Origin of the sequence: Grimontia sp. NTOU-MAR1, from assembly GCF_035758505.1 — a bacterium.
Taxonomy (GTDB): domain Bacteria; phylum Pseudomonadota; class Gammaproteobacteria; order Enterobacterales; family Vibrionaceae; genus Enterovibrio; species Enterovibrio marinus.
The window spans coordinates 765,558-778,149 of sequence record NZ_CP142108.1 but is presented as its reverse complement, the minus strand read 5'-3'; the positions used below and the strand labels follow the sequence as shown (position 1 = coordinate 778,149).

9 protein-coding genes are annotated in these 12,592 nt (G+C 47.1%); 5 read left to right on the top strand and 4 right to left on the bottom strand.

Annotation, left to right across the window (positions count from 1 at the left end):
- The first annotated feature begins 13 nt into the window (after window positions 1-13).
- The 5 genes from lpoB (at window position 14) to VP504_RS03435 (ending at window position 4,739) form a co-directional block, all read left to right on the top strand.
- Window positions 14-607 carry a penicillin-binding protein activator LpoB gene (gene lpoB / locus VP504_RS03455; protein WP_325892962.1) on the top strand — a complete coding sequence of 198 codons (594 nt, stop codon included), beginning with the start codon at window positions 14-16 and terminating at the stop codon, window positions 605-607.
- A gap of 3 nt (window positions 608-610) precedes the next feature.
- Window positions 611-1,453: a phosphotransferase gene (locus VP504_RS03450; RefSeq protein ID WP_325892961.1), complete on the top strand. Its 843-nt coding sequence runs from the start codon at window positions 611-613 to the stop codon at window positions 1,451-1,453.
- Window positions 1,454-1,482: 29 nt separating this feature from the next.
- Window positions 1,483-2,334: a DUF6279 family lipoprotein gene (locus tag VP504_RS03445; RefSeq protein ID WP_325892960.1), complete on the top strand. Its 852-nt coding sequence runs from the start codon at window positions 1,483-1,485 to the stop codon at window positions 2,332-2,334.
- A gap of 210 nt (window positions 2,335-2,544) precedes the next feature.
- Window positions 2,545-3,084, top strand: coding sequence for an alpha/beta hydrolase YcfP (gene ycfP / locus VP504_RS03440; RefSeq protein ID WP_325892959.1), 540 nt, complete (start codon window positions 2,545-2,547; stop codon window positions 3,082-3,084).
- 362 nt (window positions 3,085-3,446) lie between these two features.
- Window positions 3,447-4,739, top strand: coding sequence for an NAD(P)/FAD-dependent oxidoreductase (locus VP504_RS03435; protein ID WP_325892958.1), 1,293 nt, complete (start codon window positions 3,447-3,449; stop codon window positions 4,737-4,739).
- A 44-nt stretch (window positions 4,740-4,783) separates the two neighbouring features.
- Here the strand turns inward: VP504_RS03435 and VP504_RS03430 are convergent, their stop codons facing one another.
- From VP504_RS03430 to mfd, 4 genes are all read right to left on the bottom strand, one after another.
- Window positions 4,784-7,168: a bifunctional diguanylate cyclase/phosphodiesterase gene (locus VP504_RS03430; RefSeq protein WP_325892957.1), complete on the bottom strand. Its 2,385-nt coding sequence runs from the start codon at window positions 7,166-7,168 to the stop codon at window positions 4,784-4,786.
- A gap of 435 nt (window positions 7,169-7,603) precedes the next feature.
- Window positions 7,604-8,158: a GNAT family N-acetyltransferase gene (locus VP504_RS03425; RefSeq protein ID WP_325892956.1), complete on the bottom strand. Its 555-nt coding sequence runs from the start codon at window positions 8,156-8,158 to the stop codon at window positions 7,604-7,606.
- 107 nt (window positions 8,159-8,265) lie between these two features.
- On the bottom strand, window positions 8,266-9,090 hold the full coding sequence (locus VP504_RS03420; protein WP_325892955.1) for a peptidoglycan binding protein CsiV: 825 nt from the start codon (window positions 9,088-9,090) through the stop codon (window positions 8,266-8,268).
- Between the two features lie 35 nt (window positions 9,091-9,125).
- Window positions 9,126-12,590 carry a transcription-repair coupling factor gene (gene mfd / locus VP504_RS03415; RefSeq protein ID WP_325892954.1) on the bottom strand — a complete coding sequence of 1,155 codons (3,465 nt, stop codon included), beginning with the start codon at window positions 12,588-12,590 and terminating at the stop codon, window positions 9,126-9,128.
- Window positions 12,591-12,592: the final 2 nt, after the last annotated feature.

Below are 12,592 nucleotides of genomic sequence, written 5' to 3'. Positions count from 1 at the left end.
AATAGGTAAGCCAATGAAAAAAAGCCTAATTGTGCTCGTGGGTGCTGCAGCGCTCATCTTGGGTGGATGTGCCAAGCAGGTGAGCTATGGTGATGCTCAGGAAGTGGAAACGACGACGATAGATTTCGGCTCGACCGACCTGCAAAAAATCGCGGTAGAGATGACAGACAGCATGCTGTCCTCTGGCTCGGTATCTTTTATCACACGCAACGAACGTCCCATCGTGTTTGTTGAGTCAATCAAGAACAAAACCGCTGAGCACATTGATACTGAATCAATCACTGACACTATCAGCACCCGCCTGATTAACTCTGGTAAATTCCGCTTTGTTGACATGACCCGCGTTGAAGCTGTTCGCGAGCAATTGGACTTCCAAAACAACGATGCGCTGGTTAACCCAGGCACTGCCATTCAGTTCGGTAAAATGGTTGGTGCTCAGTACATGCTATACGGCAATCTTTCTAGCATTAACAAGCAAGACGGCAGCGATAAAGACGTTTATTACAAAATGACAATGCGTCTGATGGATTTGGAAACTGGCCTGATTGAATGGGCAGACGAAACTGAAATCCGTAAGAAGCAGTCTAAGTCTCTGATTGGATGGTAATCATTGCTTTCCGCTGATGAAAAAGAAAAGGCCGCGGTCATTGAAAGACTGCGGCCTGATTTTATTGTGGCACAGGCAGAGTTTCTTGAAGGTGGATTGAGCAACCGGTGCATGAAGCTGACCTCGGAAGACGGCAGACAGTTTGTTTGGCGCCCGGAAGCGGCTTCTGTCAAAGCGTTTGGTTTGAGCCGTGACAATGAGTTTGAAGCCTTAAGGGTTGCGGCAAAAGCAGGTTTAGCCGCGCAGCCGGTAAAACGCTATCCAGAGGGGTTACTTACCCCCTGGATTGAGGGAGATACCATGACTGAGGCATCGTTGAGCGTTGCAGCCAGCCTGCAAGCCAAAATTCATGAACTTCCCCCCCTCTCGAATGTATTTGATCCTTTCGATAAAGGACTGGTTTATTTCGATAGCCTATCTGAAGCATCAAAGACTGATTCATTGAATGCGGTCCATGGACACTTCCAGAACCATCGATTTACTTCAGGCTTCCCGCTTACCACTTGCCATTACGACTTGGGCTACTACAACCTCATTAGCCAGAAAGGCGGCAAAATCAAAGTCATTGATTGGGAATATGCGGCATTAGGCGATCCGACGATGGATTTGGTGATGACTTCTCTCGCAAATGGATTAGTTCTTGAAACCTTGGTGAATCGATACTGTCAAATTAGACGTATCGACTCTGTCGCTGACTGGCAGGACGCCTGCAGAACCTGGCAACCGGTGGCAGGCTACTTAGGTGCGCTATGGTATGCATTGGGTTATGAGCTCTTTGGTGAAGAAATTTATCAGGCAAGGAGCACCTTTTTTTTAATGCAACTTGAACCACTTATCGAGAAATAACTAAGTTGGGTTAAGGGAGAGTGAAGGAAATGAAACTCGGTAAATCTTCAGTTAGACATTTTGTCTTGTCACTGGCCGCCGTGTTTCTGCTTTCTGCCTGCACTAACCAGTTTGCGTATAACACTCTTCCTTTTTGGATTGATTATTACCTTTCCGACTACATCGATACCACACCAGCACAGCAAAAGCAGCTTGATGCAGACTTGGAAAAGTTTCATGAATGGCATCGTCAAAACGAGCTGCCCAAAATTCAGGTCCTCCTAAACAAACTTGAAGCTGACATGGCAAAGCCTATGTCTTACTCGCGGATTGGCGACTATCACCACCTCGTTAACGTTAGTATCAAGGGCTCGTTGGAAGGGCTGACACCAACGCTGGTGAATTTGATTTCATCGATGAGTGATGAGCAGGCGCAGATTTGGCTCGATATGGTCAACAAAAATATCGAAGAAGCGATCAAGGAAGCCAATGAAGGCAGTGAAGACGAGCAGCAGGTGCGCCGGCAGGAGCGTTTAGTCGAGCGGGCCGAATTCTGGGTGGATTCGGTTAATGCTAAACAGAAGAAACAGTTTCTAGAGATGGCGGGTTACCAAATTGGAATGCGCCCAGTATTTTACTCGATTCGCGATGAACTGATGACTAAGCTAGAGGGGATTTTGATGGATCGTGATACCTCAGACCTTGGTGACCGTATTAATGCCTATTTTGCCCATCTGATTGCTTTCCAAAGTAAGCAATATGAAAACGATATGGCACTTTATTTAGCTAGGCGTTACGAGTTGTTGCAGCGCCTGGATCGTCATCTGTCAGAGAAGCAACGAACCACGATGCGTAAAAAGCTTGCCTCTTACAGCGAAGACATTACTGCTGTTCTGAACTAGTGTGGCCTGATAATCGCCTATTCGTCTCAAAACCTTGAGCCGTTCCCGTCTTTCTGCCTTAACCCTTAATAATGTGGGTGATTGAATGTTAGTATTTCTGTACCAAGTTTCTTGAACCCGCTGGTTTTTCGGTTCAATGCCTTTTAATGCGATTAGCTTGGGAAAAGATTAAAAGCTGGGTAAACCAGCGACGAGTGAGAGGGACTTTTAGTGATTATTTATCTTCACGGCTTTGACTCAAACAGCCCTGGAAACCACGAAAAGGTCATGCAACTTCAGTTTATTGACCCAGACGTTCGCTTTATCAACTACAGCACACTTCATCCTAAGCACGATATGCAGCACCTTCTCAAAGAAGTGAGCAAACAAATGGGAATGTCAGACGACAAGTCTCCGCTAATTTGTGGCGTAGGGCTTGGCGGTTTCTGGTCCGAGCGCATCGGCTTTCTCAGTGGTATCAAGCAGGTGATCTTCAACCCGAACCTGTTCCCACAGGAAAATATGGAAGGCCGAATCGATCGTCCTGAGGAGTATGCTGATATTGCGACCAAATGTGTTGAGAGCTTCCGAGCCAAAAACGCTGGCCGTTGTATGGTGGTATTGTCAAAAGAAGATGAAATCTTGGATAACACCCGTTCCGAAGAAGTGTTGAGCCCGTATTATGACATCGTCTGGGACGACACACAGATGCATAAGTTCAAAAGTATCTCCCATCACCTGCAGGCAATGAAAGCGTTCAAAGATACATAACATTTCGTCTACGCGGTTAAAGAGTATCAGTTGTCAAGGCTGGTGCTCTTTTCTCATCAGTCTCATATGTTTTCGCTTCATTTAGAAATATATAAATTGATTGAGATCAAGTGACCTGTATAATGGTTTCAAAAAAAATGAGCATCATGTCATAAAAATGCAGGTGTCAGCGTGCAACAAATACCCAAATAAAAAATGCACGTTTATAACGTTGAAAACAAAAGATCTTTACCTCTCCAAACGATATTTATAACCGACAGAATACGAAGGTTGTTTAAACACATTTTCTTCCATCACGCGATCTCGTCATCGTGGGGTGTAGCCCAATTTTTTCGTATTTAAATCATGGTGAGGAATTAATCATGACCAAAATTATTGTCATCGGTGGCGGTGCCGGCGGCCTTGAATTGGCAACCAAACTAGGACGCACTCTTGGACGTAAAGGACGCGCCAAGGTCACTCTTGTCGATCGTAAAGCAAGTCATCTCTGGAAGCCTCTTCTACATGAAGTTGCTACCGGTTCTCTTGACGAAGGCGTAGATGCAATCAGCTATCGCGCACACGCAAAAAATCACTACTTCGATTTCCAACTCGGCAGCTTGTCTGGTATCGACCGTGACAACAAAACCATCAAACTGGCGGCGTTGCACGACGACGAAGACGGCGAATTACTGATGCCTGAGCGTGAGTTGAGTTATGACATTCTGGTTATGGCAATCGGTTCAACCTCCAATGACTTTAACACTGAAGGTGTTCGCGATAACTGTATCTTCCTGGACAGCCCAGAACAGGCCCGCCGTTTCCGCAACGAAATGAATAACGAGTTCCTGAAACTGCATGCGAAATCCGGAAATGGTAAGGTTGATATAGCGATAGTGGGTGGCGGTGCGACGGGCGTCGAGCTTTCTGCAGAACTGCACAATGCTATTAAAGAGCTTCACAACTACGGCTTCCAGGATCTGGATAGCTCCAAGCTTAACGTGACTTTGGTTGAAGCAGGCGAGCGTATTCTTCCAGCTTTGCCTCCACGTATTTCTGGCGCGGCACAGCAGGAACTGATTAAGCTGGGTGTAAATGTTCGTACTGCAACTATGGTTGTCAAAGCGGACAAAGATGGTTTGGTAACCAAAGATGGTGACAAGATCCCTGCGCAAATCATGGTGTGGGCGGCGGGTATCAAGGCGCCTGATTTCCTAAAAGATATTGCCGGTCTTGAAACTAACCGCATTAACCAGTTAGTGGTGAAATCAACACTGCAAACTACCCGCGACGAAGACATCTTCGTTATTGGTGACTGTGCAGCTTGTGAGCAACCAGACGGTACTATGGTTCCGCCTCGTGCGCAGTCTGCTCACCAGATGGCTAGTCGTTGTTTCTCAAACATCGTAGCGAAAGTCACTGACCGTGAACTGAAGCCTTACATCTACAAGGACCACGGCTCATTGGTTTCACTGAGTCGTTTCTCTACAGTTGGTAGCTTAATGGGTAACCTTACCCGCGGTTCGATGATGGTGGAAGGTCGTCTGGCGCGAGTGGTTTACATCTCACTTTATCGCATGCACCAGATCGCTTTGCACGGCGTAATTAAAACGGGTCTGATGATAGTGGTGAGCCGCATTAACCGCGTGCTTCGCCCTTCCCTGAAACTGCATTAATTTCAGAACCCAGAGAGTAATAAGCTGCCGAATGGCAGCTTTTATTATGCCTGAGCCAAATTCGGTTTTAACAAGAATGGCGCAGTGACCTTCGGTGTCTCATGCCGTCCTTCAAGGCGTTTAGGCATCTTACATGCGGGGTGCCAGTGGATCAGGTCTTCAACCGGCAACGGGCGCGATTTCAGGTAACCCTGAATTGAAACGTCACCTTGTTGGGTTAACCATTCCAACTGCTCTTCGGTTTCTACACCTTCTGCAACAACATCCATTTCGAGCGTTCTTGCCAATTGAATCATTGCAGCACAAAGCTTGGTTGAGCTTTTGTCTGAATCGGTCACATTGGTGATAAAGTGACGATCAATTTTAATCACATCAAAGACATACTCGCCTAAAAGTGACAGTGAAGAGTAGCCAGTCCCAAAGTCATCCAGATAGAGCCTGACTCCTGCTTTTCTTAATGACTGCAAAGCCTGTGCACTGGCTTGTTCATCTTCCATTAATGTTGATTCGGTGATTTCTAACCCTAGCTTGTAAGGCGTAATGTTGTTCTGCTTGATAAGTGTTTCAACGAAACTGATGAAAGCAGGAGAAACTAATTGTTTCGCAGAGACATTGACCGTAATCCCTGGGTAATTGAAGTCGTTGGACTGCGCTTGCCAGTATCCAAGTAGCTGGCAAACTTGGGCTAGTACCCAGCGCCCAATGATGTGAATTTGATTCGTGTCTTCTGCGATAGGGATGAATGTCATAGGAGATATGGCACCAATTTCTGGGTGCTGCCAGCGAAGCAGAGCTTCGAAATGGAGTACATTTTCGCCTTTGCAAATAGGTTGGTATACTAACGACAGTTGGTTGAGCTCAAGCGCATAACCCAAATCTTGCTCTATGTTGAAACGCTGTTGGGCTTTTTCCAGCATATCACTGTGGAAAAAGGTAACCGAAGCACTACTTTCTTTTGCATGGTACATGGCGATATCTGCTTGTTGGATAATGTCCAAAAGGGTAAAGCCATGATCTCTGATGGTTGAAATACCTACGCTTGCGCCAATTTGAATGTCATGACCATCAATAAGATAAGGTTGGTTAATCGCATCAAGGTAAACATTGGCACTTCTGTACGCACCTTCCTGTGTGATCACATCTGCAAGACAAACGACAAACTCATCACCTCCAAAACGGAACACTCTGTTTGGAGTTTGAGTAGCCAAGAACAGTCGATCGGCGACAGATTGTAAGAGTTTGTCTCCGACAAGATGCCCCAGAGAATCATTAACATTTTTAAACCTGTCTAAATCAATAAAGAGAATCGAGAATCCCAAACTCTCTACATTCCTTAGCCTCGACTGCTCTGTCTCTAAGCGTTTTTCAAGAGCAAGGCGGTTGCTTAGTGAGGTGAGGTTGTCATGATAAGCCTGAAAGCGCAGCTTCTTGGTCTGTTCTTTGACCAATTGGTTAGCCAGCGTAAGTCGGCTGGAGTATGACCATATGCAGAAACTGGTGGCGATAGTGAGCAAGAAGCCCAATACCGTCATCACCAAACTGTAGCGGTAACTGAAAAAGTGATTTTCCCCCGAAGTAAACGTTAACCATACACCTTCTTCACTGCCGGGAATCCTGATTAGGTGTTCCGCAGTAAATGTATTCTCGCTGTCTATTTCTTTGTTAGGCAGTGATTGAAACAGTAAAGCGTCTTTGTCTTCATTGCTGCTGAATTCGGGTCTGAGTGAAATCTGGAGATCATTCAGAGTGCTGTAGTTAGGCCAGATCGCAGAAAAAAAACTGTCGAAGTAGATGGAGGTGACCAGATAGCCCCTCAATTCATCATTGAGGATCACAGCTGAAAACAAGCGAATACCGTGGGTGCCTTCTTCATCAAAAAAGCTGGCTTCAGGTTTTCGCTGGAAAAATGCACGCTCCATAGCATGAGCAAACTGACATTGTGACTCTGCTCGCCAGCCAATATAGTTCTCCACTTGGTTCTGAGGAGAAACATACAACACAGGAAAAGTATAATCGCTTAATGCCCAAGAGCATTGATAATCGGGCTGAGGATAGGTTTGATAGCCGTTGTAAGTACCACCCTCATTTCTCACAACCCGGTTTTCAAAGTCCTTGATGTAGTCTTTAAAGACTTTTGGAAGCCAAAATACCGAATGAATGCCGGATTCTTCGCGGGTGCGGCTGGCAAGAAACTGTTGAAATTTCCTCTTACTCAGGGTTTTGTCGGTCTGGAAGTAAAGCTGCGCGGAAAGCTGCAACTCGTGGAAAGAGTGAAGCGCTTTTTCTAAGCCCTTTAGACGTTGCTCAATCAGTGTGTTGAAGGCACTCTGTTGACGCTTTTCGTCGATTTGATAAACAGCGAAACCGCTGCACAAAGCTGCAACTGTACCAACAACGAACACGATCCAGTGAAGATTTCTGGAGAACATTACTTCTAGTCAGTTAATTGTTAATAGAGTTGATTATAAGGACGGCTGTTACGGTTACTTTTAGAATTTATGACAGTTCGATGACAGGGGTTTTACTTGGAGGCTGCTCAATAAATACTGAATGTTCATGGGTTTATTTCACATATTTCTACGAGAAGACACTAGGGGCTGTTGACCTTTGGTGGTGATTTTTGCAGCAGTATGTGGGGTTTTTATGCAAGGCAGAGGCTTCGATGTGTAGCTAGCCTACATGAGAAGCTGATAATGCAGCAGAAATTCCCCACAAACGCTGCCCAAGGGGTTCTGCTCTAAGCGTTTTATGCTTTGTTGAGGTGTACTTGCTTAGAATGACTAGGCGGCACACACCTCGCCGCGCCTAAAAACGCTTATAGCGAGAACAAAATTTAACCACCAAAGGTCAACAACCCCTGGGTTTCAACAGAGGATATCGTCAGGAGTCAGGCTGTATACAAGGCCTTCGCGCGCCTCACCATCATACATGTAGCGATTACGTGCCCTGCATTCAAAGGTGGCACGTAATTTCTCGGCAATGCGGATACTGGCTTCATTAGCTGGATCCATCACTAGTTCTAAACGGGTTAATAGCAGATGGCTGAAGGCGAGGGTGCTTGCTACTTCTGCCGCTTCTAATGCATAGCCTCTTCCTTGAAATTTTGTTGCAATCCAGTACCCAAGATTGGCCATATTGGCGACGCTATCAATACTGGAGACATAGACACAGCCGACAAGTTCTCCTGATTCGATTTCAAATGCTGCCAGTTCAAAGCTAACACCAGTTAACCAACCCTGACGGCTGCGATTCACCCAGACTTCCGCTTCCATGTCATCAAATCCTTCATGGCACCAATCCAGCCATGGGCTAATAGTATCTGCTGATTCTGAAATGGCTCTCTTCAATGGCACAACATCGAGTTGCTTGAGGGAGCGCAAGATTAGACGGTCAGTCTGGAATTCAAGGTTTTCTTGCATATTCTGCTCAGTTGGTGAGGTATTGTTATAGTTTTAGTTAAATGTGCTGAAAAAACAACGCCCTCAATTGAGGGCGTTGTCGAGAATATTCGTTTCCACCTGCGTGATTATTCGACGCGCGTAACCTGAATAATCAGGCCCATCAGTGGGTGATCCAGATAGTGGATTTCACCACTTCTCATGCGTCGTTTTTGTTCAAAGCCGTATGATTTCAAAAACTTTTCAACAGAGTAGGTGCGTTCTAGTTTCTGGAGGCCGGTTAGTGCGCTACCTTCAGTTTCTTCTGCTACATCAGTACCATCAGCCATCACGCCTTCAACTTCTGTTGCTGCTTGATTGTCAGGGGGAACCGGCACGGCCTGAACTTCTTTTAAAACTCTGCGCTCGCCAGGCTCACGCAGAGCTAAATCGGTTTCAATAAAGAGGTAGTGTTGAACGTAAACGCGAATGAAGCCATCCAGTTCATACATCGGGCCACTAGTTTTCTCAGTTGGCTGGTAGCCGTCTGGTGAGAAATCGCTTGTCATCAGCGGCGCGCCTTTCGATGTGCCATCTGTATAGAAGCTGTCGCCAAAGTTACGACCTGCGGTAATGCGTAGCTTTGGTATAGCGCCGCGGCCACCATCATTCTGGCGCCATGCAATATGAGCCAGTGGTTTGAAACCAGCGTGGTTAGCCAGTCGGTTATACTCGTTGTTGAGCTGCCATTGGCTCTTTGGAAGTACTTGCAGGCCACGTGCCGCTAGAGTTGCTTTATCGAACACAGAAACAGCATTGTTCAGATTGATGTCCGGCTGCGTATCTGGCCAGTTTTCCAGAACACTGTCAGGGTTCTGGTTACGCTTGAATACGATGACTTCAACGTCGAACCAACGTTCAGCGAAGGAAGGCCAGCTAACGACACACAGCAGCAGGATAATCAGCTTTTTCAAGGCATTACTCCGTTTCTAAAGCCCGTTGCCTTGTTCTAGGCAACCATTAAATTCTCGGCAAATTGATTTAATAGTGTTTCGATGAACTCTACTCGTTCACGGCGATCAGTCAGCGATTCGACGATTTTGAGCTTGGTTGGTCCTTCGAAACGGTAACGGTTTGGGTGGGATTGTAACAGACCCACTAGGAAGCCGGGATCAATTTGGGCGTTTTGGGTAAACTCGATCACACCTCCTTTGTCGTGAGCGTCAATTTTACGTACACCCAGTTTCGCTGCATCCAGTTTGATCTGCTGTACTTTGAGCAAATTATTAGCTGCATCAGGCAGTAAGCCGAATCGATCGATCAACTCAACGCGTAGCTCTTCGATATCATCAGAAGATTTGGTTCCCGCAATACGCTTATACAAAGAAAGGCGCGTATTGACATCCGGGATGTAGCCGTCGGGTAATAATGCCGGAAGCCGAAGCTCAACATCTGTCTGTTGATTAAGAAGATCATCAAGTGAAGGCTCTTTGCCTTCTTTTAATGATTCAACGGCTTGCTCTAGCATTTCCATATACAAAGTGAAACCAATCGATTGAATCTGACCACTTTGCTCATCACCTAAAAGTTCGCCAGCACCGCGAATTTCCAAATCATGGGTAGCCAACGTAAATCCTGCCCCTAAATCTTCCAGCGACGCAATGGCTTCAAGGCGTTTGACTGCATCTTTCGTCATGCGTTTTGGATGAGGGGTTAGTAAGTAGGCGTATGCCTGGTGGTGCGAGCGACCGACACGACCACGCAACTGATGTAACTGCGCAAGGCCAAGATGGTCTGCGCGATCCATGATAATAGTGTTGGCTGTCGGAACGTCGATACCGGTTTCGATGATGGTGGTACATACCAACACGTTAAAACGCTGGTGATAGAAATCAGACATGATGCGTTCCAGTTCGCGCTCCCGCATCTGACCATGCGCCACGGTAATACGCGCTTCTGGGACAAGTTCAGCCAGTTCATCAGCGGTCTTCTCTATCGAATCAATATCGTTGTGTAAGAAGTAAACCTGACCACCACGCATAATTTCACGAAGCAGTGCTTCGCGGATCAGTGATTTATCTCGTTCACGGACAAAGGTTTTGATAGCCAGTCGGCGAGATGGGGGAGTAGCGATAATAGAGAGGTCGCGCATGCCGCTCATCGCCATATTCAGTGTTCGCGGAATGGGTGTTGCGGTCAATGTCAGGATATCGACATCCGCACGCATTGCTTTCACTTTCTCTTTCTGGCGCACGCCAAACCGGTGTTCTTCATCGACAATCAATAAACCCAGATCTTGGAACTTGACGTCGTTTTGCAGAAGCTTGTGGGTTCCGATAAGGATATCGACTTTACTTTCCGCACAGTCTGCCAGTATTTGCTTTTGCTCTTTGGCAGATTTAAAGCGTGAGAGCACTTCAACGCGCACAGGCTGGTTGGCAAAACGGTCGCGGAAGTTTTCAAAATGCTGTTGGGCGAGAAGGGTGGTGGGTACCAATACCGCTACTTGCTTACTGTTATTGACGGCAAGGAAGGTGGCACGCATCGCCACTTCTGTTTTACCAAAGCCGACATCACCGCAGACCAAGCGATCCATTGCGACTGGCTGACACATATCAGACAACACAGCATTAATCGCTTGTTTCTGGTCAGCAGTTTCCTCGAATGGGAAGCCAGCACAGAAGTCGAGATATGCTTCTCTATCATGTTTGAACGCAAAGCCCGGCTTTGTGGCACGCTTGGCATAAACATCAAGTAACTCTGCAGCAACGTCACGGACTTTCTCTGCAGCACGTTTCCGGGCTTTCTCCCATGCTTCTCCGCCGAGTTTATGCAGTGGGGCTGTCTCTTCTGCGCCACCGCTGTAGCGGCTAATCAAATGCAGAGAAGCAACCGGTACATAAAGTTTCGAACCCTGTTGGTATTCCAGAGTGACATATTCGGTGGTGATGCCACCTGCCTCCAGGGTTTGTAGGCCAAGATAGCGGCCAACACCATGCTCGAGATGAACAACAGGCTGCCCAATCTGGAGTTCAGCCAGATTGCGAATGATGGTATCAGAGTTAGTCGTGGCTTTTTTGTTATCACGTCGGCGCTGCTGAACAACACGCTCGCCAAGCAGGTTGCTTTCGCAAATCAGCGCAAATGAAGGGCTTTCGCACTGGAAGCCGATTTCAGCTGGGCCGACAACCATGGCGAAATTGGTGGGTATATCGAATGCTTCGTTGAGAGACCCGCAAACCATAGGGCGGATTTTGATGCGTGCCAGCAGATCCAGCATGGCTTCCCGGCGGCCTTCTGTCTCTACCGAGAATACAACTTTGCCGGAAAACTCTTCGGTGAACTGTCGTAGTGCACCCAGCGGCTCTTTAAGCTGTTGATTAACCGTTAGCTCTGGCAGCGGTGTGATCGGTGCATTGATTCTGCCGGCTTTGTCTTCCGTTGAGTCGATTTGAACCTTGATTCGAGGATAGTGTTTGAAGGCACCAAACAGCTCATCAACATTTTGCCAGATTTCGTTCGGTGGCAATAAAGGGCGAAGCGGGTCAACGCGGCGCTGGTCATAGCGGTAGTCAGCATCGCTCAAAAATTGCTTGGCGGCTGATTCCACATCGCCTTTTGTCAGTACCAAAGTATTCTTTGGCAGGTAGTCGAACAGTGTTTCTGTTTCATCAAAAAACAGTGGTTGCCAGTATTCGATACCTGCTGGCCAGATTTTCTTGCTGACCTGTTGGTAGATAGACTCAGGCTCACGGCGCGCTTCAAAACGCTCTCGCCAGCGCCCACGGAAATGCTCAACCGCTTCATCATCGGTTGGAAATTCATGGGCAGGCAGCAGATTGATGCTATCCAGTTCCTGTGTCGAGCGCTGATTTTCTGGGTCAAACTCGCGGATGGTATCCACTTCATCGTCAAAGAAGTCAATGCGGTAAGGCTGGTTTGAACCCATTGGAAAAAGGTCGAGTATCGAACCGCGGCTGGCATATTCACCGTGTTCGATCACTTGATCGACATGCCGGTAGCCAGAAAGCTCTAGCTGGTAGCGCAGCTTTTCCAGTGACAGAAAATCGCCTTTTTTAACCATCAGCGCGTGCTGAACCAAGAACGAATGCGGCATAACGCGCTGCATCAGGGTGCTGACAGGGATCAGCAAGATACCATTGGTTTGCTGTGGTAATTGATACAAGCGCGCGATGCGGTCAGAAATAATATCCTGGTGCGGCGAGAAATTATCGTAGGGCAGGGTCTCCCAGTCTGGGAAAACATGACACTCTCGGCCGGTAAACTGCTTAATCTCTGGCTGAAGCTTGAGGGCGGTTTGGTTATTCGGCACCACCATTAAAATAAACCGGTTCTGCTGTTCGGCAAGCGTTGCAACAGTCAGGGGAAGGGAAGCGCCGATCAGATTAGCGATCACGCGTGTGTCTCCTGCTTTTTCAGGAGCAGGCAAGTTAAATAATGCGTTGTTAGTCATGA

What these genes read in the sequence shown, in the direction of transcription:
- VP504_RS03425 (WP_325892956.1), bottom strand. Translation starts at nt 8,158, where the DNA reads ATGCAAGAAAACCTTGAATTCCAGACTGACCGTCTAATCTTGCGCTCC.
- mfd (WP_325892954.1), bottom strand. Translation starts at nt 12,590, where the DNA reads ATGACTAACAACGCATTATTTAACTTGCCTGCTCCTGAAAAAGCAGGA.
- VP504_RS03445 (WP_325892960.1), top strand. Translation starts at nt 1,483, where the DNA reads ATGAAACTCGGTAAATCTTCAGTTAGACATTTTGTCTTGTCACTGGCC.
- lpoB (WP_325892962.1), top strand. Translation starts at nt 14, where the DNA reads ATGAAAAAAAGCCTAATTGTGCTCGTGGGTGCTGCAGCGCTCATCTTG.
- VP504_RS03430 (WP_325892957.1), bottom strand. Translation starts at nt 7,168, where the DNA reads ATGTTCTCCAGAAATCTTCACTGGATCGTGTTCGTTGTTGGTACAGTT.
- VP504_RS03435 (WP_325892958.1), top strand. Translation starts at nt 3,447, where the DNA reads ATGACCAAAATTATTGTCATCGGTGGCGGTGCCGGCGGCCTTGAATTG.